The organism is Providencia huaxiensis, from assembly GCF_002843235.3.
GTDB classification, from domain to species: Bacteria; Pseudomonadota; Gammaproteobacteria; order Enterobacterales; family Enterobacteriaceae; genus Providencia; species Providencia huaxiensis.
The window spans coordinates 3,871,710-3,895,363 of record NZ_CP031123.2 but is presented as its reverse complement, the minus strand read 5'-3'; the positions used below and the strand labels follow the sequence as shown (position 1 = coordinate 3,895,363).

Sequence of the window (23,654 nt, the reverse complement as noted above, 5' to 3'; positions counted from 1 at the left end):
AGTCCAAAGTTTGCTTGTAGCCCTTTGATATCAAGGACTACAGCCGATATATAGTTTAATAATATTAATAGACTATGCCGCTAAGCTTAACGACTCTTCTGAAATAAGAGGATCTAAATTCTCCAGTAATCTTTCCAGTACAATATTATCTTTTTTAAGGCCAAAGGTGTAATTACCGGCCAGCTGTATATGCTGCCATGCGACAGGTGATAACTCAGCTATCATATTCACCGCTTCTTGATTATTTTCACGCGCAAATTTTTCAATCAAACTGGATAATAATGCAGAATTATAATAAATAATGCAGTTAGCAATGATACGAGCACAATCATTCCATTGTTCTATCTGGTAATCATCGCCACCTCTGAATTGATTACCATTAATTGACGCAATTGCACGCCGTAATTGATGGTAAGCCTCACCCCGATTAAGTGCTTGTTGGACAAACTGCCTGAGCATTTTGTCATCAACATAATCGAGAACGTATAAACACTTAATTATTCGGTCATATTCACGAAGAGCCGCTAAGGTGCGATTGTTTTTCTTACTGTTAGAAAGCTTAGTAATCACCGTGCTTTGTGTCGTCGTTTTACGGCTTAATGAACAAATTATCCATTGAATATTTTCCCACTCTTCTTGAATGAGTGATAAGTTGAGCGATTTTTTAAGTTTCAGGGAAAGGATTTCATCATACTCGATCTCAAACAATTCATTAAAAACGTGTTTAAATTTTGCATATCGCGGGGCAAACTGATACCCAAAGAGATCAAGGATAGCAAAGTTTACATTGTTAACGCCATGCGTGTCTGTTGCTAATGTTTTGGGCTGAATATGGCTGGTATTATTATAGAGTAAATCGAATGCGTGGTGAGCCTCATATTCATTGGCTGAAATCACTTTCGTATTTATTGGTACATGATTTGAAACTAATGTGAGTGCTGATACGCCTTTCCCTTTTCGGAAATATTTAGCAGAAAAACGGGCTTTAAATGTATTGATTCGGCAACCATGTTTTTGGCCATCAATACTACCAAATGGGGCACTTTCGTTAATCGTATAATATTTGAAAATGGGGAGTTTTGCTAAAGCATCAGCTATCATATCATTAGCTTCACTCGTTGTTTCAGGCCTAATATAACCATCATTGACGGCTCTAAGCACACCGATGGCTCTATCTGATATTGATGACATATGATGAACACCATAGTTTGAGCCATTTCCAAATATGCAAGCGAGTAAATCGCCCTCTTTGGCCTTAGTGTTTTTCTTTTTTGATGCGATATTTTTAAATGCATCTAAGTAACCCGTTTTTTGATGAACATAGTCCATAATTTCAATGATCCCCATATGTTGGAGCTGGTTATATATGGGATTATCAATGTCATCTTTCCAGCGTTTATTCGCCAGTTTCCATGTTAACTGATTTGAACGCGGTTGAAGTGTCACGAAATCATTGGCTCCATCATGGATATTGCGACCAATTCGCTCCATTTGGTCTCTCAGTTTTTGCGTTAATTCCGAAAGCGTTTGTTGTATCGGTGTATTGAGCCGAGTTAATCCTGTTTTTTGAATGATGACATGGCTTTTTTTCCACTCGGTGGCTGAAATCAGATCATCGTCTAAACGCTTGTTGCTGGCGCTTTCATTGATGTAAATATTGTTACTCTCAATCATCCGAGCCACTTTTTGGTATAAATAGTATTCAAATCGTTGAGTATTAACCTGTTCATCTATCAGGATAAAAGGTTTATCGTTTTTTAACAGTAACCGCTGATCGACGGTAGAAATGTGCTTATCTTTTTGAAGTTCTGATTTTGCTGTTAATAATTGGGAAGATAGTAGTTGTAATCCTGGTTCGCACTCGATATCAATCGCGAGAAAGAGTGACCTCATTGTATTCGCAATTTTTCTGTATTGTGTATCAATGTATAGCCACTCATAATGGGTTTTATCAAAACTATTCTTATTAAGATGTTGACTTATTAACTGAATTTCATCTTTAGACATCATTGCAAATGCATTTTGGCGAATATCACCAAATTGCGTATTGTCACTGACGTTTTCATCAACAAAGAGGTGTAAAATATTACCCGCATGCATTAACTTTTCACGAATAATTTCCAGTTCTTCTGCAATGCGTAACTTAGCTAAAGCACTCGCAGCTTCCCTTTGCTTTCTCGTCACATATAAAAAAGCTGTTACCAATTTATCATTAGTTTCTTGGTAGCGAAAAAATAGATAACAAACCAGATATAACATGCCTTGCCATTCGGGAAATCGACGAATTTTATAAATCGATTGATGTTGAATAATCGATGCATAATAGCTTAAATTACCTAATGATAATCCCAATTCACCAACAAGACGTTTTACGTCGGGATAAACACTTTTTATGGCATTATGCGTTTCAATTTCACTTGCGAGCTCTGTCGGTGTAAAATCTTTAGCTGCGCCTTGTTGGCCAGATAGACTATTTAAAACCCCTTTTGTATGCAGTATCTTCTTTAATTTTTTATGTATTATTGGTGGCACGCTATTTGAAAGGATCAACTCGGTACGATGCCTCTCATTAGCTAAAACCGTGGTGATCATATTTTGCAAAGTGGAATAACCCACTAATCCAATTCTGTTTTGACCTAAAAAAGCGAGGCATTCATCAAAAATATATTTGGGGTATGTACAGATTGTTGCGACATCACCCAAACGCTCTATCAAGGCTTGTTTATCTTGTCTTAATAACCGCGAAAAACCCAGTATTTCATGCATTTTAGCGATCAATGTTGCTCGAGTACTTTTAGCAATAAAGGGGTATTTCGGCTTTCTATTTGGAAAATGTGTCGCATAAATATAGTCGACATCTTGTTTAACCTCTCGTAGTTTAAATTGAGCGACAACAGGCTTCGCGCGAAAATAACCAATCAGAAGAATTAAATATATTTTCGTTTCAATTTTTCCCATTTTAGTGAGGATTTTTTTTATACTCGGATCTAATGAAAAATATTCTTCACGCTCAATTTGATTAAATATTGGACGAGAATAGAGCTCATGAATCTCCTGTTCTGTCAAAATTTGAATACGGCCTGATTTAATCTCTTTCATTGTGGTTATGTTCTATCCTCTAAAAATAAACAACATCATATAATGGACGCGCGCGTAATCGATATAAAAGTGCAATTTAAGTCTACCTTAACTACACTAGGTAAACTCTAGTGTAATAAGTATAAAAAATAGATGTATAATGCACTACTATAACAACACCAATGTATAGTGCACCGATGAAGACAAATATACGAATTTATGGATATCTACGTGCTTCTACGCATGAACAGGATGCGTCAAGAGCAAAAAATGAACTGTTGAAATTTGCTGAAGGAATGGGGCTACAAATTGCCTGCTGGTTTGAAGAAAATGAGTCAGGCGCTCAGCTTCACAGACCTGAACTCTTTCGCTTACTCAATGTGGCCATGCCCGGTGATATTATTTTAGTTGAACAGGTAGATAGAATTAGCCGCTTGAATGCCGATGACTGGGAAAAATTAAAATATCTCATTGGACACAAAGGGTTAAAGGTCGTTTCTTTAGACCTCCCAACCAGTTACCAGTTTATGAGTCGCACCGATGAATTTACAGAACGAATGCTTGCTGCCCTTAACAGTATGATGTTAGACATGCTGGCAGCGGTTGCAAGAAAGGATTACGAAGATAGACGGCGTCGTCAAGCGCAAGGAGTGCAAAAAGCCAAACAAGAAGGGAAGTATAAAGGCCGTCCGATCAACAAAATATTACACCAAAAAATTGAAGGCCTTCTGATGGAGAAAAAAAGCTATAGCCAAATAGAAAACCTGATAGGTTGTTCGCGGCATACTATTTCGAAAGTATCAAAATCGATGAAAATAGCGCAATAAATGTCCCTCTATTCGTTTATCAAGTTTATGTTACTCAACAATGAGTCATACCGCGTGGAATGACATGAGAGAGATATTTAAGTATAAACAAGTGATTGGATACTTTTTAATTAAATAACTTATATTTATCACAATAAACCGAGCTTCATGACAATCATGAGCACGCATTAAAAGGGAGATTGAATGTCATTATCACCACAAAAGTCTCAAACGTGGGGGAAGATAAATCCGCCCGTTTTCTTTGTTTCCGCTTTTATTATTATATGTGTCGTTGCAATAGCCGCTATTTTTCCTCAACGTTCTGAAATTTTGCTCAAAGCTCTACAGGCACAACTTTTTGAGAATGCCAGCTGGTTTTATATTCTGGCTGTTGCCTTAATTTTATTGACTGTCGCCTATTTAGGCCTCTCTCGATTTGGTGAAATTAAATTGGGTCCTGACCATTCCCAGCCCCAATTCAGTTATCTTTCCTGGTTTGCTATGTTGTTTTCTGCTGGAATGGGAATTGGGCTTATGTTTTTTGGGGTCGCAGAACCCGTGATGCATTATCTTGCTCCTCCCATTGGAGACCCACAGACAGTTCAAGCTGCAAGAGAAGCGATGGAAATTACGTTTTTCCATTGGGGACTACATGCTTGGGCGATTTATGCGATTGTCGCCTTAATTCTCGCTTTTTTTAGTTATCGACATGGCTTACCGCTCACCTTACGTTCAGCACTTTACCCGATCATTGGTGAACGGATTTATGGACCTATTGGTCATGCTGTCGATATTTTTGCTGTTGTCGGCACCGTTTTCGGGGTGGCGACATCATTAGGCTTTGGTGTTTTGCAAGTGAATGCAGGATTAGCACACCTCTTTGGTTTTCCCGTTAGTCCAACGATGCAAGTGATTTTGATTGTGGTGATCACGGGATTAGCCACGTTATCGGTGGTCAGTGGTTTAGATAAAGGGATACGAATTCTCTCTGAGATCAATCTCAGTTTAGCCGGATTGTTACTGCTATTGATTGGGATTTTAGGCCCGACCGTATTGTTACTCAAATCTTTTGTCCAAAATACAGGCGCTTATCTTTCAGATATTATCAATAAAACCTTCAATCTTTATGCTTATGAACCGCAATCCAGTGAATGGTTGGGGGGATGGACATTATTGTATTGGGGATGGTGGCTTTCATGGTCGCCTTTTGTCGGGATGTTTATCGCCAGAATTTCTCGAGGGCGTACCATTCGCGAGTTTGTCACTGGCGTTCTGTTTGTCCCTGCCGGGTTTACGCTACTTTGGATGACTTTTTTTGGCAATAGTGCCATCCATCTGATCCGCGATAATGGGGCAGAAATGTTGGCGCAAGTGGTTCAAAAAGACGTTGCTCTCGCTTTATTTGAATTTTTAAATTACTTTCCGTTTTCATCTGCCCTTTCTTTTGTCGCGATGCTGATGGTCATTGTTTTTTTTGTGACATCCGCGGATTCCGGTGCGATGGTTGTCGATACGTTAGCCTCCGGTGGTGAAATTCACACGCCAGTATGGCAACGTATTTTTTGGGCCTTTTTGATGGGGGCCGTTGCAATCACACTTTTACTGGCCGGAGGATTAACGGCATTACAAACCATGACAATTGCTACCGCGCTACCCTTTGCGATTATTTTATTGACTGCTATCGTCGGATTGCTAAAAGCCTTACGTATTGATGTTTACAAAAAAGACAGTCAACAGCTTGCCACTTTAGCACCGAATACAGGACGTGGGGGGTTATCATGGGAGCGTCGATTACGTAAAATAGCCTTCTTCCCTAAACGTAATCAGGTTAAACGTTTCATGACAGAAGTGATTGAGCCCGCTATGCAATCTGTCATCACTGAGTTGGAAAAGCAGAGCACAGAGGCCGCTATCCATAATAAGGACGATAGGGTGACTCTGGAAGTGCAATTTGGTGAGAGTCTCAATTTTCTCTATGAAATACGATTACGGGACTACCTGACGCCGTCTTTTGCATTAGTGGGGATGGATGATGATGAAAATAATGAACCTCAGAAATATTACCGCGCTGAAGTCTATTTAAAGGAAGGTGGGCAGGACTACGATATTATGGGATGGAGTGAAGCGCAGATTATTCATGATATCCTCGATCAATATGAAAAACACATTCACTTTATTCATATTGTGGATAAATCGTAGCCACTTATTATGATAGAGAGGTGACGAAAGTGAGTCACCTCTCTTGGTAATAATGACAATAGACGAAAAAACTAACGAATGATGAGTAATGACACGGGCGTTTTATGTATCATCTCTGTCGTATGACTTCCGGTAAAAAATTGCTTCACTCGCGAATGACCAAAAGCCCCCATGATGATCAAATCAATATGGTGTTGTACTGCAAAGTTACACAATTCATCAACGATGCTATCGGCACCCTCAAGTAAATTGGCTTTCACCTTAATGTCGGCTTGATGAAGTCGGTTTTGTGCTTTTTTGAGTTGACTGTCTTGGTTACCGTGCATTACCAGATAGCAATCACTACCGGCTAATAATTTCACTTGTGTTAACCGATGAATGACGCGTTCACCTTCCTCACTTCCATCAAACGCAATCATCATCTTTTTTGGTGGGGTAAAATTTTGCTTACAGATAAGCACTGAGTTTTTTTGAAGACGAATAATGCCTTCGAGTTGACGGCCAATATGCCCCGTTAATTCAGATTGCTCGCCTCGACGACCGAGTACAACAATATGCGTATCATCTTGATTTAGCACTTCGGCTAAAGCTCCTTGCCGCTGAAGTGTATTAACATCAAGAAGACCTAAATCTTGAGTGATTTCTTTTGCACTCATCAATAATTGTCGGCCTTCCTCACGGGTTAAACGCGCCCGCTTTTCCTCAATATCCACGAGTTCATTCAATAAAGTTTCTCGGGTATCAAATCCAATGACCCCACTTAAATCATGGTGTGCTGATGTCGAGATTTTTTCATTCATGTGTAACAGTGTCAGCGGAAGTTTGAGTGTTTGAGCTATCCAAGTACTTGCGTGACAAACGGCAATCGCCGAGGGCGAACGGTCAATACACCCAATTACGCAAGTTTTTTGAATGATATCTGCTGTCATAATTAATGACCTCCCATGAATTTTTCAATTTTTTCCGGGTCGTCATGAATACCAAACTTATCAACCAACGTTGCAGTGGCTTCATTCATCCCCTTAATTTCAATATCAATGCCTTCACGTCGAAACTTAATCACCACTTTATCTAACGCGCTGACGGAAGTGATATCCCAAAAATGAGCATGATTCACATCAATAATCGCTTTATCAATGTCTTCTTTAAAATCAAAGACATTAACAAAGCGTTCCGATGTGGCAAAGAAAATTTGTCCCCGAACTTCATAATGACGTACCTTTCTGTCTAGTCTTGATGTAACTGTCATGTATCTCGCGACTTTATTGGCAAAATTAAGCGCTGCGATGAGCACCCCGACAAGTACCCCGTAAGCCAGATTATGGGTCCAAACGACAACAATGACGGTGGCTATCATAACGATGCTGGTCGATAGCGGATGGACTCGTATATCGGCAAGGGATTGCCAAGAAAAGGTCCCAATTGACACCATAATCATCACAGCAACTAACGCCGCCATAGGGATTTTTGATACCCAATCATTAAGAAAAACCACCATTAGTAATAAAACAACACCCGCAACCAGTGTCGATAATCGACCTCGGCCACCCGATTTTATATTGATAATGGATTGACCGATCATCGCACATCCTGCCATCCCGCCAATAAATGCAGTGGCTATATTGGCAATGCCTTGCCCTTTACATTCTCGATTTTTATCACTGGTTGTATCCGTCAAATCATCCACAATCGTTGCAGTCATCATTGATTCCAATAAGCCAACAACAGCAAGCGCTAATGAGTAGGGTAATATGATAAGTAGCGTTTCAATATTCAAGGGAATATCGGGCAAAAGAAAGATAGGCAAACTGTCAGGCAGAACGCCCATATCACCAACCGTTCGGATATCAAGACCAAGCCATATTGAAATTATCGTTAATACAACAATACACACTAATGGAGACGGAATGGTTTTATTGACTAATGGAAACAGATAGATAATCCCTAAGCCTGCCGCGGTCATTGCATAAACATGCCAACTCACATTGGTTAATTCAGGGAGTTGCGCTAAAAAAATCAAGATAGCCAGCGCATTAACAAATCCCGTTACCACCGAACGTGAAACAAATCGCATTAAATTACCGAGCTTTAAATATCCTGCGATAACTTGAAATATCCCGGTTAATACCGTCGCAGCTAATAGGTACTGAAGGCCATGTTCTTTCACCAGAACGACCATTAAAAGTGCCATTGCACCAGTTGCCGATGAAATCATGCCGGGGCGCCCCCCGATAAAAGCGATAATTACCGCAATAGAAAATGCGGCGTATAACCCAACTTTGGGGTCGACGCCTGCAATAATTGAAAATGCGATGGCTTCAGGAATTAACGCTAAAGCAACAACAATACCGGCTAGGACATCCCCACGGATGTTACCCAGCCAGTCCTGACGAGAGGAGGACAAAAGCATATTAGACTACCTTGTAATCTATCAATCCCAAGATGGGAGAGTATATTTTAAATAAACGAAATTATCCCAAAGAAGGGATGTGGAAATTGGCTGATTTAGTATCAACCTAAAAGGAAGGGGGTATCTCAGGGTGGAGTAAGGCGCATAATATGATCAGCTGTTCCTATGAATAGTATATTTTTTTAAAATACCAATATCAACGACCTTAAGCAAGTACCGGATTAACATGAGCGTACTGATGCCATACATCGGTACGCTCATCATGATAAATATCGTCAGTGATTTACTTTACTCTAATGCCTTGTTTATCAACAATAACCTCACCATCTTCTTTGATAAATTCACGTTGTTGCGGATGAGGTAATATATCCAATACGACTTCTGAAGGTCGGCAAAGTTTAGTTCCTATTGGCGTAACAACAATGGGTCTATTAATCAGTATTGGGTACTGCAACATAAAATCAATCAGTTGGTCATCGGTATAAATATCATTTTCTAAAGCTAATTGTTCATACGGTTCAACATTTTTTCGTAGTAACGCCCTTACCGTGATATTCATATCAGCAATAAGTTGTACTAACATATCTTTAGTCGGCGGTGTTTCTAAATAATAAATAATCGTTGGCTCAACGCCGCTATTGCGGATCATAGCAAGCGTATTGCGTGAAGTGCCACAATTTGGATTGTGATAAATGGTAATTTCATTCATTCGGTTAGCCTTAATTTAACAGTGAAAGTCGAAGCACTAAAGCAACGAGAGTGACGGTAAGTACAGGGAGTGTCATGATGATCCCTGTTTTAAAATAGTATCCCCATGTAATGCTCATGTTCTTTTGTGATAAAACATGCAGCCACAGCAACGTCGCCAAACTCCCTATAGGTGTAATCTTAGGCCCCAAATCGGCACCAATCACATTGGCATAAACCATTGCTTGTTGAATTAGCCCTGACGCTTCACTCCCTTCAATGGATAAAGCACCAATTAATACCGTTGGCATATTATTCATTATTGAGGATAAAAATGCAGTTATAAATCCCGTACCAATTGTTGCTGCCCATAACCCTTTGTCTGCAAGGTAATTGAGCGTTTCAGAAAGATAATCGGTTAACCCTGCATTTCTTAAACCATAAACAACCAAGTACATACCTAAAGAGAAAATGACGATTTGCCACGGTGCGCCACGTAATACTTTTTGGGTATTAATCGTATGGCCTCTGGCTGCAATCACCCAAAGAATTAAGGCGCCAATAGCCGCAATTGCACTCACTGGAAGACCTAATGGTTCTAAGACAAAGAAACCAATAAGTAGCAGTACCAATACCAGCCAACCTGCTTTAAACGTTGTCATGTCCTTAATGGCTAAAGTCGGTTCACTCAGTTTGGTAACATCATATTGTTTAGGAATATCTTTGCGGAAAAACCAATGCAGCATCGCTAATGTTGCAATAATTGCTGCAATATCCACTGGGACCATAATCGATGCATATTCAGTAAATCCAATATTAAAGAAGTCCGCAGAAACGATATTCACGAGGTTCGAAACAATCAGCGGCAAGCTCGCCGTATCTGCAATAAACCCGGCAGCCATGACAAAGGCTAATGTCGTGCCTTTGTTGAAACCAAGTGCCAATAACATCGCAATCACAATGGGCGTTAATATCAATGCTGCGCCATCATTGGCAAATAAGGCCGCAACCGTTGCACCAAGTAACACGATATAACTGAATAACAGTTTTCCTTTACCCCCGCCCCACTTGGCAACATGTAATGCCGCCCATTCAAAGAAACCACTTTCATCTAAAAGTAGGCTAATGATAATTACGGCGACAAATGTCGCCGTGGCATTCCAAACAATGTTCCAAACAATCGGGATGTCTTGAAAACTGATCACACCAAAGATCAGTGCCAATACAGCCCCTGCTGTAGCACTCCAGCCAATACCCAGTCCTTTGGGCTGCCAAATAACAAAGGTGATCGTTAAAATAAAAATGAATGCGGCAATAAACATAACAACCTCATTTAAAAGGTGCTTTTCCGCACCTTTTATTTTTAGAAAATAAAACTTATTCTGCGAGCTGACTTAATGCAGATATCCCCACAGGCTCTGTTTCAAGCAAAGGAACAATAGCAACACGTTTTGCCAATGTTGATGTCACCTTTTCAATCTGAGCGACTTCCTGTTCTGCTCTTGAAAGTAACAATGGTGAGGTTGTTTCCGTGATAGATAGACTGTTATTGATTACCCACGCCCACGGATGTATGTCTGCCCGTATTAAATCATTTTGCAAATTTTCCGCCTCAAGCACAGGCGTTGTTTCAGCGAGTGTCGTAATAATGACTTTGGTGCGTTCAGGATCTTGTAATTGCATCATCGGCGTTAAATAGTGGCCTTTTTCACCCATATTCTTAGCAATTTCTTTATGGTATGCCCCTGTTGCATCCAGAAGTAATAATGTATGCCCAGTCGGCGCAGTATCCATGACGACAAAACGTTTACCCGCGTCTCTAATGATGCGAGAAAAAGCCTGGAATACCGCAATTTCTTCAGTACAAGGAGAGCGCAAATCTTCCTCAAGTAATGCGCGCCCCTCTGCATCTAAATCTTTCCCTTTTGTTTCTAAGACATAATGACGATAACGTTCAGTTTCAGCGATAGGGTCAATTCGGCTAACTTGAAGATTCGGTAAAACACCATCGAGGGTTGATTCAATATGCGCGGCTGGATCGGATGTAGTCAGATGTACATCAAGCCCTTTTTCTGCCAATTTAACCGCGATTGATGCCGCAATCGTTGTTTTCCCTACACCACCTTTGCCCATTAACATAATCAGCCCATGCTGTTGCTGAGATATTTCGCCAACCAGTTCTGACAAGGTGGGTAAAGAAATAGGTTGTTTTGTCGGGGTAATAGTTGGAATTTGTGGCATCTCATTAGATAACAACTGCTTCAGTGCATCGACACCCACCATATTGATATTTTGTAAATAAATAATATCGACAGGTAACGAGCGTAGTGCTTCAGGCATAGATGCTAATGCCGCTTGTTCACGAGAGTAGAGCGCATGGGATAACTTATCATTTTCAGTCACCGCCGTTTCAGGGAAAACACCATTGACAATTAATTGCTGATTTCTGATACCCAGAGATGACAACTCGCTATAGGTTCTCGCAACCTCTCTCAATGCCGCTGATTGAGGTCGTGCAACTAATACTAACCTTGTTAGTGATTTATCACTCAACGCTTCCACCGCCATGCTGTACTGTTCACGTTGTTTATCAAGACCAGACATTGGCCCTAAACATGACGCACCATCAGGATTATCAGTAATAAAATCACTCCATGCACTCGGGAGTTGTAATAAACGGATGGTATGCCCCGTTGGTGCGGTATCAAAAATGATATAGTCAAATTGCTTTGTAATTTCGGTATTGGTTAACAACCCAGTAAATTCATCGAAAGCTGCAATCTCTGTGGTACAGGCACCTGATAGCTGTTCCGTAATACTTTGAATTACCGCTTCAGGTAAACTTTCTTTGATTGGATTAATAATTTTGTTTCGATATTCTTCAGCGGCAGCTTGAGGGTCTATTTCAATAGCAAATAAATTTGGAACCCATGTTATTGGCTTAATATTGTTGCCTATCGATTGAGAGAATACTTGCCCAACGTTAGAAGCTGGATCAGTGCTCACCAGTAAGACTTTTTTCCCTTTTTCAGCCAACTTAATTGCGGTCGCACAAGAAATAGAAGTTTTACCCACACCACCTTTTCCAGTAAAAAATAAATAATTAGGTGTGTTATCTAAAAATTTCATTTTATTGCTCCTGTTAACAACACGTTTTACCATTACCACAACACGATTTAACAATTTCGGCTTTTTCAATATTCGGCCGAATACCAAACCATCTTGCTAGCTCATGTCGTTTTGGGTATCGACCAGTCAGCACAATCTCACCATCAAGAATCAATAGTGGAAGTGACTCGGCGCCTGCGGTTTCCAAAAATGTTTTTGCTTTTGTGTTGTTAACGAACTCCATAGGCTCTTGCGCTAAATTAAAACGCCTTATACTTGCCCCTTGTTTTTTTAACCAATCCACATCTGTTGCGAAGTCTACCAATGCTTGATCGACTTCGGTTCCGCAAACACCAGTGCTACAGCATAATGCGGGATCAAATACTTCTAATTTTTTCATATCTCAACCTTATATATGTTTTTTCGAATATGTTAACTTAAAAATTTTTATATAGAACAGCTACTCGCAGGTTCTTTTGTCTCTAAGCTTTTGAGTAAATCTGCAACTCTATTTTTCTCTGTGGCATAGGTGACATCAATGATACTTTTCACCCACGGTAGTAATGCTGGAGATAATCGATAATGAACCCATTTACCATGTTTTGAATCGAGCAAAAGACCCGACTCTCTAAGCATTGCTAGATGTCGAGAAGTCTTTGGTTGCGATAAATTCAAGGCCGTATAGATGTCGCAAACACACAGTTCACCAGATGCTTTTAGCAGTAGCACGATATCCAGTCTGGTTTGGTCGGCTAAAATTTTAAACAGCAGTAGTGGTTCCATACTTTCTCCTATATTTAATGTGTGTAAGATATACCAAGGAAATACATTCGTCAAAACATATATATTGGCCTATGAATTATCTAAACGAACGCTATCTTTATTTATTGATAATTCCTTACTGAGGAAATTAGAACCTTTAATTTTTCAATGTAATAGTATCAAGTGTTAATACTGTCGTATAACACACTATCTGTAGCCCTTGATATTACAGGGCTAGGAGCAAACTTTGGACTTTTCGATGAAATGGGCACACAACCCCTATAACGTTAAGATATCGGTTGTCGCTAACTTGGGGGTAAAATGCTGCGTAAAACTAAGATCATCACTATTTTTAAGGGTTAACGTGTAATTTTGTGAGTGCTCCGTATTCGCTAACATTGGGTAATCCACCAGCTTTTCTGGTTCAGTAAGTTCACCCCGCTCTGTGAATAATTGTGGGCTAGCCACTAATATACGTCGTGAATACCCAAGTACCTTCATCATTAAGCCTGAATCATCCAGTGGTAATGAGCGCACGCGAATAGCTAAATCTAACCCTTCACTGATCACATCAACAGGTCGGTTAACTGCTAAAATTTGAATGTCGATATCAGGATATTGCACCATAAAATTAACAAGTAATTCATTGAGATAAACTTGCAATAGCGCGACGGGGCACGATAATTTAATTATCCCTTTAGGGTGAGACTGAACAGAACATATCAATTCATGAGCAATTTCAGCTTCATCAACCACATTTTTACACTGCTGATAAAATACTTGCCCTACTTCTGTGACATGAAACTGGCGAGTAGAACGATAAATCAATGAAACATTTAACTTTTGTTCTAATTCTGCGATGCGACGACTTAATTTAGACTTAGGGATCCCTAGCGCCAGACCCGCTTGTGAAAAACCACCATATTCGACAACTTTCACAAAATAGTAGAGATCGTTTAAATCATATTGCATCTCACGCCCCTTAACATTCCCAATCGCAATATCACCATCTTACTAAAAACCCCAAAAAAGCGCTTTAAAAATGAATACGGCTAATTAAAGCCTGCAAACAAAACAAATAGTCTGGCAAGCAAAACAACTAATTCACGATAACAAAGCGAAATAAATTAAAGTGATGGATTCGCAATGGAGGTTTCGCATGTACCGCGCACTTTGGGAACAACTTTGTCCCTATCGCTTCACATTATTATTTGCACTTATTTTACAAGCTATTGCAGGCCTCTGTTCACTCATTCCATTAATAGCAATTAGCCAAGTTGCTGCCGCACCCGTTCATCAATATTATGAGTGGGTCGTTATTGCGTCCATTGGTGGTGTAAGTTGGCTAATTTGCCAAACTCTTGCTTTGTATTTAACACATCAAACGGATAACCACCTCTGCTACCACGTTAGACTACAACTTATTGATAAAATAGAAAAACTCCCACTAAATCACTTTACCCAACACGGTAGAGATGGTTTATTGCAAATAGCGGATCGTGATGTGCGTGGGTTGCATCAATTAACCGCTCACGCCCCCGCAGATATCACAAAACTAATTATCGTCCCCACAGCAGCCACTCTTATTCTATTATGGCAAAATGTACTGCTCACCCTTTTTTGCTTAATGCCATTAATTGCCTCTATTTTTTTATTTAGACAAATGCGTTCTGTACGCTATCAGGCACTCTACACCTCACGTAATCAGGCGATGGGCTTGCTATATGAACAATACGCGGAACTCGCAGATAACCCCCTACAAGCTAGGCAATACCCCAACCAATCAATTCAAAAAAAAGCATCACAAGCTTTATCTCAATTTGAAATCGCCTTTCATCGATGGATAAGCAAAATAGGCGCCTTGAGCTCACTGACCCAAGTCGGTATCAGCAGCACATTGCTTTCATTATGGGTTATTGTAGGGGTTTCATTACTACCTGAGCCCGTGCCTCTTGCTCAAGTGATTTTATTCATTCTATTAATTAGCAGTATCGCTGCACCTGTTGCAGCAATGGGGCATGGCGCAGACGCCTTAAACCTTGCTGTCAATGCATCAGAGCGTATTCACCAACTTCTCGCTGAACCAGATATGCATTACGGAGAAAAAGACGTTAGCACGTCCCAAGGTGAGCTCAAACTTGTTCAAGTTGACGTTAAAATAGGTAATAACCCAATATTATCGAATATTAACATCACCGTTGCTCCCAACGAATTTATGGCTATAGTCGGGGCATCAGGTGCGGGGAAGAGTATTTTATTACAGCTTATGGCGCGCTTTTTAGACCCAACAGTAGGAAATGTGCTCTTTAACTCGGTTCCATTACCACAGCTATCATTAACCAGTTTGAACCGTACGGTTTCCATCGTCATGCAAAACACCCCGCCCTTACCTTGTTCTGTACGTGAAAATCTACAGTTGTTTGCCCCAAATGCCACTGAAGATGAAATGTACCGTTATCTTGATGCTCTCAACTTATTATCGATTGTGAAACAACAACCTAAAGGGCTGGATGCCGTAATAGAACAAGATATGCAGCTGTCCGGTGGGGAAGCTCAACGCCTTGCCATTGCACGTGCGCTGCTATCACCAGCGCCTTTATTACTGCTTGATGAGCCAACATCCGCGCTTGACCCACAAAATGCACAACGGGTTCTGAATTTATTGCATACCGAACCACGAACCTGTGTATTAATTACCCATGACTTAAGTGGCTTGGGTCTAGTAGATCGCGTATTGCTGTTAGACAGCGGGAAATTAATCGCACAAGGCTCGCATCAACAACTTTCAATGCAGTCAGAACCCTATCAGCAACTTTTACGCGCTCTGGAGGATGACTGTGCTTAAGCGTTTATTGTACACAGTACGTAATGCCATATTTTGGATGACGCTAAGCGCTGTTTTAGAGGGCGTTAGCGGGTTATTTTTATTTGTTGTTATTTTAGATTGGCACCTTCATACCACAGTACCATTAACCCTTTTCGCTCTTTCTAGTTTATCTGCATTAGCCGTAACATTTATCGCCACTCAAAAAGGCTATTTTGCTGGGGGATTAGTGATGCGTTATCTTGCCACGGCACTTATTCGCCATCTGCCGCTTTCATTACAACCCATATCAAACAGTAATCAGCTAATTTCAGGGCCTGTTTCACAAGTTATGTCTGTGCCCGCACATTTATTACACCCAATTATCAGTGGGTTAGTAACACCCTGCACTATCGTGATTGGTGCTTTAATTTATCAAAGTAGTTTTGGTGCCATTTTACTATTTATAATCAGTATTTTATTAATATCCTTACGTTTTTCCGCCACTAAAGTTGCTTTTTTTGAGCAAGCCGTTCATGAGTCAGAACAACAAGCAGTGAGTGCACTCAACCAATATGCCCTCCACCAGCCATTAATTCGTCGCTCAAGTGCTCACCATGAGCAACTGCACCCTAAACTTGCCTTAGCGTCCCAATATCAAACTCAAAAACAACTACAACGAAGAAGTTTGCCATTTCACTTATTATTTTCATTGATGGTGCAAACTGCGTTTATTACGCTCTTTGGATTCTGTATTTATTTAGTTGATCATGCAAAGATGCCACTAAATATGTGGCTAGCAGGGTTAGTTTTATTAGCTCGCTTAATTGAACCTATGTGGCTGCTTTCTCATTTAGACCAATCAATTAGACAGATGAAAAAAGCAGTTCAACAAATCGAGAAAGCCTTGCAGACTCCAGTGTTGGTGTTTCCTTATCGTACATCAGCGCCCACCATCAATAGCGTTAGCTGTGAACAATTATCATTTTACAGTGATAATAAAAAATGCATTCTGCAAAATATAAACCTTACTTTTAAGGAACATACGCTTACTGTCATTGTAGGCCCATCAGGAGCAGGGAAAAGTACATTATTAGGCTTGCTTGCTCGCTTACAAGACCCAACACAGGGCTGTGTGAATTATGGTAGTCAAAATATTAAAACCCTATCACAAGCAGTGTTGTGCGCTAGCCGGGGGATCTTACTACAAGACAGCCGTTTATTTTACGGTAGCGTACGCCAAAACTTGATACTTGATGATGATAATATTGATGACCGGGCTATCAGCACATTACTGACACAACTTAATTTTACAGCCAATCATGAGTTCTTAGAGAAAGAGGTTGGTGCCGGTGGTATGCAACTTTCTGGCGGCCAAAGGCAACGACTGTGTATTGCGAGGCTAATGCTACAGCACCCTGACATCATTTTAATGGATGAACCAACGGCAAGCCTTGATAACGTCAATACCGCCTCAGTGATTGACCTTATAACTCAAGCCAAACAGCAAACACGGGTCATCGTCACCCACCTGCCCAATCTTGCACGCCAAGCAGACTCTATTGTGTATATGGAGAACGGGAACGTGATCGCTCAGGGGACACATCCCGAATTAATGGCGAATATCCCGTGGTACCAACAGTTTATACAACAAACGCCTAAGACATAGGCATTCTTAGTATCGCACGTTATATTGCTAGCAAGCGCTTATGGCTAAATACTCCCTTTGCTATAAGCGCACAATGGCTTTTCACTGGTGATTAACGCTTACCAAACAGACGGTGCTTAAACTCTTCAATTCGGTGGTTATCTAAACGGTTTTGCATGGTTAAGCTCCAACTTGCAGATAACCCTGCTGCGCTTAAAAGGCGCTGATATAACTCTTCATCATAAGGGGCGTGAAATGCAATCATAATGGCTTCTTGTACCGAGATATCACTATTGCGGCTCAATAATGTTAATGGCGCATTTTCACTAACATTACCTGTTTTTATCACACGGTACAGCCAACCACAGCGCCCATTGTCTTGCATCATCTGTGCAAAATTTTCAATTCCCGTTAACCCATTGAGCTTATAACAAGGGGAACGAGGTTGCGTGACCTGAATACGCGCATCACCCCAAGCAAAAATATCCCCAATAAATACGTTTTCTTCTGTCATACCCAGCGTTGATATATTTTCTCCAAATGCGGAGGCAATAAATAAATCCGCTAAATCTGGATACGCACTAGCCCAAAAGTCATAATGGTCACGTGGATAATGGCAAAGAGCTCTATCAGGCCCGCCATGAAAGCGTTTTTCAGCTTGTTCATCCCCCTCAAGCCCTAATTGCCCTAACATCAATAACCCATCGGCAGCCTGCTTATGAATAGCACTGTGCCCACAGGACTGTGTTGCTTGGACTTTACCGATAAAGACTTGGGGTAGGAATAACATGGGCGGCGCTCTCCACATAAATTGGTAACGGAACCTTCATCATAAAGAATGCCAATAGAGATAACAATCGGGTGGGGTATAAATAAAAAAGCGCAGCATTAACGCTACGCTTATGGTAAATAAATTATCTTATAAAATTATTTAGCTTTTGCTGCAAAACGTGCCGCAGCTTCATCCCAGTTCACAACTGACCAGAATGCTTTAATATAATCAGGGCGGCGGTTTTGGAATTTCAGATAATAAGCGTGTTCCCATACATCTAAACCGATGATTGGGTAACCAGATGCGCCTGAAATAGCCTCACCCATTAATGGGTTGTCTTGGTTCGCTGTTGAAACAACAGCTAATTTACCGTCATCTTTCAGAACCAGCCACGCCCAGCCAGAACCGAAACGGGTTGCAGCGGCTTTTTCAAACAGTTCTTTAAATGCATCAACGCTACCGAAATCACGTTCAATCGCAGCTTTCAGTTCGCCTTTTAATTCAGTATTTAATTTCAAACCTTTCCAGAACATGCTGTGATTTGAATGTCCACCCGCGTTATTACGGACAAACGTGCGTTGATCAGCAGGGATTTGGTCTAATTTTTGGATCAGAACATCGATATCTAAACCCGCTAATTCAGGCAGTTTTTCTAACGCTGTATTGGTGTTAGTCACATAGGTTTGATGATGCTTAGTATGGTGGATTTCCATGGTTTGCTTGTCAAAGTGTGGTTCCAATGCATCATAAGCATAAGGTAAAGCAGGTAATGTATAACTCATATTATTGTCTCCAGTGACGTAAATACCGCTATGTTTCTCATTTTTACCACAAGGCTCATAGGGTAAACACTTGCGTAACTTCGCACCTTGTGAATTACTATCTATTATAGTTATTTTACTGTTAATGAAAATCATTATCAAACCCACAGTAAACATATGGATATTTATATTCGCTATGAGAGCTCGTTTATTCAGTAACTAATACCAATAACCCCACCTTTTATTTTTCTTTAAATCTACCTTTTGTTATATTTTTAGTGTTATATTTTAATTTGATATTTAGCATCAAATGATAATCCTGCAAATCTCATTACAATTAATACGTGATCTTCCGCGCAAAAGAAAAACAAATTTAAAATTCGTGCTTTAGTTAACCATTTTTTGACATAGTATTAACATCTGCAAGGAGATAATAATATGACTCAAATAACTAAACATCCCGTTCCTGCTGAAATTGCAAAAAATGCCCTGATAAACGAACAACAGTATAACGATGAGTACCAACGCTCGATTCAAGACCCTGAAGGATTTTGGGTCGAAAAAGGAAAAATCGTTGATTGGATTAAACCTTACACTCGTGTCAAGAACACCTCTTTCGACCCCGGCCATATTGATATCCGCTGGTTTGAAGACGGTACATTAAATTTAAGTGCTAACTGTTTAGATCGCCATCTGGCTGAAAAAGGTGACCAAACAGCGATTATTTGGGAAGGCGATGACCCTTTATCGTCAAAAAATGTTACTTACCGCGAACTGCACCATGATGTATGTCAGTTTGCTAATGTCCTGAAACAACAAGGTATTCGTAAAGGCGATGTTGTCGCCATTTACATGCCTATGGTTGTTGAAGCAGCTGTCGCGATGCTAGCCTGTGCCCGTATTGGCGCGATACATACGGTCATTTTTGCTGGTTTCTCCCCTGAAGCAGTCTCTGGTCGCGTTATTGACTGTAAAGCGAAGCTCATCATCACCGCAGATGAAGGCTTACGTGCCGGCCGTGCAATTCCATTAAAGAAAAATGTGGATGACGCACTCGCTAATCCGCAAGTCACTACGGTTTCTCATGTGATTGTTTACCAACGCACAGGTAACGCACCGAGCTGGGTAGAAGGCCGTGATCTCTGGTGGCACGACGTCATCAAAGGGGTCAGTGCAGACTGCCCTCCTGAAGAAATCAACGCAGAAGACCCGCTCTTTATCCTGTACACCTCGGGTTCTACAGGTAAGCCAAAAGGCGTTCTGCATACCACTGGCGGTTATTTGGTTTATGCCACACTGACATTCAAGTACACCTTCGACTACCATCCGGGTGAAGTCTATTGGTGTACTGCTGATGTCGGCTGGGTAACAGGCCATAGTTATTTGTTATATGGGCCATTATCCAATGGCGCTAAAACATTAATGTTCGAAGGGGTACCTAATTACCCATCAGTTAACCGAATGAGCCAGGTGGTTGATAAACACCAAGTCAATATCCTTTATACTGCGCCAACCGCCATCCGCGCATTAATGGCTGAAGGCGATAAAGCCATTGAAGGTACTGACCGCAGCTCATTACGAATTCTCGGCTCCGTGGGGGAACCCATTAACCCTGAAGCTTGGGAATGGTTCTATAAAAAAATTGGTAATAGCCGTTGTCCAGTGGTTGATACCTGGTGGCAAACGGAAACGGGTGGTTTCATGATCACACCGCTCCCGGGAGCAACTATGTTAAAACCGGGGTCTGCAACATTGCCATTCTTCGGTGTTCGCCCTGCGTTAGTTGATAACCTTGGTGAACCTATAGAAGGCGCCACAGAAGGTAACTTAGTGATTGTTGATTCATGGCCGGGTCAAGCCCGAACCTTATTTGGCGATCACGAACGTTTCGAGCAAACCTATTTCTCAACCTTTAAAGGCATGTACTTTAGCGGTGATGGTGCTCGTCGTGATGAAGATGGTTACTATTGGATTACCGGCCGTGTTGACGATGTACTGAATATTTCGGGCCACCGTCTAGGTACGGCAGAAATAGAATCCGCCCTCGTCGCACATCCGAAAGTGGCTGAAGCGGCTGTGGTCGGTATTCCTCATAATATTAAAGGCCAAGCAATCTACGCTTATGTCACATTAATATCTGGGGTTGAGCCATCACCAGAGCTATACACCGAAGTTCGTAATTGGGTTCGTAAAGAAATTGGCCCAATTGCTACACCAGATGTTCTTCACTGGACGGATTCACTACCCAAAACCCGCTCCGGTAAAATCATGCGTCGTATCCTACGTAAAATTGCATCAGGGGACACCAGTAATTTTGGAGATACCTCCACTCTGGCCGATCCAGGTGTTGTCGAAAAACTACTCGAAGAAAAACAGTCTATGAGTATGTCATAACGCTAAAAGGCCAACTCATTGAGGCGGCCTTACATACATCCCAACAAGATGGTTTACTCTAAATAATTCGAGGTGCAGTCAACAATGCTGCAGCTTGAAGTATGACGAGTATAACAGAGGAGAACTCTGATGAATGCTACTGCTTACGAAAAGGTAGAGGATAACCCTCGCTTTAAAGAACTGGTTAGGAAACGTAGTCGCTTTTCATGGTTGTTATCAATAATAACGCTCGTGCTGTATGTTGGATTTATTTTTCTTATCGCTTTTGACCCAAGCTGGCTAGGAACACCGATATCCGAAGGTTCATACATCACAAGAGGGATCCCTGTTGGTGTCGGCCTAATTGTCATTTCATTTGTACTCACTGGGCTTTACGTTATCCGAGCCAACGGTGAATACGACCGTTTAACCGCAGAAATTTTAAAAGAGGTAGAAAAATGAAAATATTGCTCTCACTCATTCTCTTTTTTACCTCATCAATGGCGTTTTCTGATGCATTGACAGGGGATGTTGAACGCCAGCCTGTGAATATTCAGGCTATTGTGATGTTCTTACTGTTTGTCGGCTTCACTTTGTATATTACCTACTGGGCGTCAAAAAGAACGCGTTCTCGCTCTGATTACTACACTGCGGGCGGGAAAATTACCGGTTTCCAAAACGGGATGGCTATCGCTGGCGACTTTATGTCTGCTGCGTCCTTCTTAGGGATCTCTGCTCTGGTTTATACTTCTGGCTATGATGGCCTGATTTATTCAATTGGCTTCTTAATTGGCTGGCCGATCATTCTATTCTTAATTGCCGAGCGCTTACGTAATTTAGGTCGTTATACCTTCGCTGATGTCGCTTCTTATCGATTAAAACAAAGGCCCATTCGTATTCTATCTGCGGTTGGCTCTCTAGTTGTTGTTGCACTGTACCTTATCGCTCAAATGGTTGGCGCGGGTAAATTGATTGAATTGTTATTTGGTCTCAATTACCACGTCGCGGTTGTTATCGTGGGTATCTTGATGGTGCTATATGTCCTATTTGGTGGAATGTTAGCCACAACTTGGGTGCAAATTATTAAAGCCATCTTGTTATTAGCAGGTGCAACATTCATGGCCGTTATGGTTATGAAGCATGTTGGCTTTAATTTTAACACTCTGTTTAAAGAAGCGGTTGAAGTTCATAAAAATGGTATTGCCATTATGAGCCCGGGAGGACTGGTTTCCGACCCAATATCCGCCTTATCCCTTGGTCTTGCTTTGATGTTTGGTACTGCAGGTCTCCCTCACATAATTATGCGATTCTTCACAGTCAGTGATGCAAAAGAAGCACGTAAAAGTGTGTTCTATGCCACTGGCTTTATTGGTTATTTTTACATATTAACCTTTATTATTGGTTTTGGTGCCATCGTTCTAGTCAGTTCCAATCCTGCATTTAAAGATGCAACTGGAGCACTTATCGGTGGAACAAATATGGCAGCTGTTCACCTTGCAGATGCCGTCGGTGGTAACTTCTTCTTAGGCTTTATTTCTGCGGTTGCCTTTGCCACCATCCTTGCTGTTGTTGCCGGTTTAACACTAGCGGGTGCCTCTGCGGTTTCCCATGACTTGTATGCGATGGCAATGAAAAATGGTAAAGCAGATGAAAAAGATGAATTACGTGTCTCTAAAATTACCGTTGTTATCTTAGGTTTTGTTGCGATTGGTTTAGGTATTTTGTTTGAAAAACAAAATATTGCCTTCATGGTTGGTTTAGCCTTCTCTATCGCTGCCAGTTGTAACTTCCCAATCATTTTACTGTCGATGTACTGGCGTAAGCTGACAACTCGCGGTGCATTGGCTGGTGGATGGTTCGGTTTAATTACCGCAGTTGTCCTGATGATTTTAGGACCAACCATCTGGGTTAGCATTCTTCATCATGAAAAACCTATATATCCATATGAATATCCAGCACTTTTCTCCATGGCTGTTGCATTTATTGCTTCATGGTTATTCTCGGTGACGGATAATTCAGAACAAGGAAAAATGGAAAGAGAGCGCTTTAAAGAGCAATTTGTTCGTTCACAAATTGGACTAGGTATTGAACAGGGTAAATCACACTAAACCTAACTTTATTGCCACACCAAACGGCTCAGTGTATCGAGCCGTTTTTTATTAATAGTTTATTTAAGCCTACACTAGTTTCACCATTAATTTTCTTAATTTTATCTAATAAATCAACAGGCTAAATGAACTCACATAA

17 protein-coding genes and 1 pseudogene are annotated in these 23,654 nt (G+C 40.9%); 7 read left to right on the top strand and 11 right to left on the bottom strand.

Annotated features, from left to right (window positions below):
• Nucleotides 1-72: 72 nt before the first annotated feature.
• Nucleotides 73-3,099 carry a Tn3 family transposase gene (locus tag CYG50_RS19770; RefSeq protein WP_042849110.1) on the bottom strand — a complete coding sequence of 1,009 codons (3,027 nt, stop codon included), beginning with the start codon at nucleotides 3,097-3,099 and terminating at the stop codon, nucleotides 73-75.
• A gap of 176 nt (nucleotides 3,100-3,275) precedes the next feature.
• Here CYG50_RS19770 and CYG50_RS19765 point away from each other — a divergent pair, with 176 nt between their 5' ends.
• Both CYG50_RS19765 and CYG50_RS19760 read left to right on the top strand, forming a co-directional pair.
• Nucleotides 3,276-3,905 (top strand): recombinase family protein, encoded by a 630-nt coding sequence (locus CYG50_RS19765; protein ID WP_172412315.1) that lies wholly within the window; start codon nucleotides 3,276-3,278, stop codon nucleotides 3,903-3,905.
• A gap of 183 nt (nucleotides 3,906-4,088) precedes the next feature.
• Nucleotides 4,089-6,083, top strand: a complete 1,995-nt coding sequence (locus tag CYG50_RS19760) for a BCCT family transporter (RefSeq protein ID WP_042849111.1) — start codon at nucleotides 4,089-4,091, stop codon at nucleotides 6,081-6,083.
• 71 nt (nucleotides 6,084-6,154) lie between these two features.
• Here the strand turns inward: CYG50_RS19760 and CYG50_RS19755 are convergent, their stop codons facing one another.
• The 8 genes and pseudogenes from CYG50_RS19755 to CYG50_RS19720 all read right to left on the bottom strand — a co-directional run.
• Entirely contained in the window at nucleotides 6,155-7,012 is an 858-nt protein-coding gene (locus CYG50_RS19755) for a universal stress protein (protein WP_052219461.1), read from the bottom strand.
• A gap of 2 nt (nucleotides 7,013-7,014) precedes the next feature.
• Nucleotides 7,015-8,493, bottom strand: coding sequence for a SulP family inorganic anion transporter (locus CYG50_RS19750; RefSeq protein ID WP_042849112.1), 1,479 nt, complete (start codon nucleotides 8,491-8,493; stop codon nucleotides 7,015-7,017).
• 283 nt (nucleotides 8,494-8,776) lie between these two features.
• The gene (arsC, locus tag CYG50_RS19745; protein ID WP_042849113.1) at nucleotides 8,777-9,202 is read right to left on the bottom strand and encodes a glutaredoxin-dependent arsenate reductase; all 426 of its coding nucleotides are present in this window, start codon (nucleotides 9,200-9,202) and stop codon (nucleotides 8,777-8,779) included.
• Between the two features lie 10 nt (nucleotides 9,203-9,212).
• Entirely contained in the window at nucleotides 9,213-10,502 is a 1,290-nt protein-coding gene (locus CYG50_RS19740) for an arsenic transporter (RefSeq protein ID WP_042849114.1), read from the bottom strand.
• A gap of 55 nt (nucleotides 10,503-10,557) precedes the next feature.
• On the bottom strand, nucleotides 10,558-12,309 hold the full coding sequence (gene arsA, locus CYG50_RS19735; RefSeq protein ID WP_102140129.1) for an arsenical pump-driving ATPase: 1,752 nt from the start codon (nucleotides 12,307-12,309) through the stop codon (nucleotides 10,558-10,560).
• A 13-nt stretch (nucleotides 12,310-12,322) separates the two neighbouring features.
• Nucleotides 12,323-12,688 carry an arsenite efflux transporter metallochaperone ArsD gene (arsD, locus tag CYG50_RS19730; RefSeq protein WP_042847034.1) on the bottom strand — a complete coding sequence of 122 codons (366 nt, stop codon included), beginning with the start codon at nucleotides 12,686-12,688 and terminating at the stop codon, nucleotides 12,323-12,325.
• A gap of 47 nt (nucleotides 12,689-12,735) precedes the next feature.
• Nucleotides 12,736-13,071: a metalloregulator ArsR/SmtB family transcription factor gene (locus CYG50_RS19725; protein ID WP_042847035.1), complete on the bottom strand. Its 336-nt coding sequence runs from the start codon at nucleotides 13,069-13,071 to the stop codon at nucleotides 12,736-12,738.
• A 261-nt stretch (nucleotides 13,072-13,332) separates the two neighbouring features.
• A pseudogene (locus CYG50_RS19720) lies at nucleotides 13,333-14,022 on the bottom strand (LysR family transcriptional regulator); the annotation flags it as partial.
• 187 nt (nucleotides 14,023-14,209) lie between these two features.
• Between CYG50_RS19720 and CYG50_RS19715 the strand changes: the two are divergent.
• Complete coding sequence (locus CYG50_RS19715; RefSeq protein ID WP_102140128.1) at nucleotides 14,210-15,895, top strand: ABC transporter ATP-binding protein; 1,686 nt, start codon at nucleotides 14,210-14,212, stop codon at nucleotides 15,893-15,895.
• Nucleotides 15,888-17,522, top strand: coding sequence for an ATP-binding cassette domain-containing protein (locus tag CYG50_RS19710; RefSeq protein WP_102140127.1), 1,635 nt, complete (start codon nucleotides 15,888-15,890; stop codon nucleotides 17,520-17,522). Before CYG50_RS19715 ends, CYG50_RS19710 begins: the two co-directional genes overlap by 8 nt.
• 91 nt (nucleotides 17,523-17,613) lie before the next feature.
• Here the strand turns inward: CYG50_RS19710 and yiiM are convergent, their stop codons facing one another.
• Together yiiM and sodA are read right to left on the bottom strand one after the other, a co-directional pair.
• On the bottom strand, nucleotides 17,614-18,291 hold the full coding sequence (yiiM, locus tag CYG50_RS19705) for a 6-hydroxyaminopurine reductase (protein ID WP_102140126.1): 678 nt from the start codon (nucleotides 18,289-18,291) through the stop codon (nucleotides 17,614-17,616).
• Between the two features lie 137 nt (nucleotides 18,292-18,428).
• Nucleotides 18,429-19,055 carry a superoxide dismutase [Mn] gene (gene sodA, locus CYG50_RS19700; protein ID WP_102140159.1) on the bottom strand — a complete coding sequence of 209 codons (627 nt, stop codon included), beginning with the start codon at nucleotides 19,053-19,055 and terminating at the stop codon, nucleotides 18,429-18,431.
• 417 nt (nucleotides 19,056-19,472) lie between these two features.
• Between sodA and acs the strand changes: the two genes are divergently transcribed.
• The 3 genes from acs to actP all read left to right on the top strand — a co-directional run bounded on the left by acs (nucleotide 19,473) and on the right by actP (nucleotide 23,515).
• On the top strand, nucleotides 19,473-21,428 hold the full coding sequence (acs, locus tag CYG50_RS19695; RefSeq protein ID WP_102140125.1) for an acetate--CoA ligase: 1,956 nt from the start codon (nucleotides 19,473-19,475) through the stop codon (nucleotides 21,426-21,428).
• A 129-nt stretch (nucleotides 21,429-21,557) separates the two neighbouring features.
• On the top strand, nucleotides 21,558-21,869 hold the full coding sequence (locus tag CYG50_RS19690) for a DUF485 domain-containing protein (RefSeq protein WP_004906633.1): 312 nt from the start codon (nucleotides 21,558-21,560) through the stop codon (nucleotides 21,867-21,869).
• The gene (actP, locus tag CYG50_RS19685; protein WP_102140124.1) at nucleotides 21,866-23,515 is read left to right on the top strand and encodes a cation/acetate symporter ActP; all 1,650 of its coding nucleotides are present in this window, start codon (nucleotides 21,866-21,868) and stop codon (nucleotides 23,513-23,515) included. The genes CYG50_RS19690 and actP overlap by 4 nt, the downstream gene beginning before the upstream one ends.
• The last annotated feature ends 139 nt before the right edge of the window (nucleotides 23,516-23,654 follow it).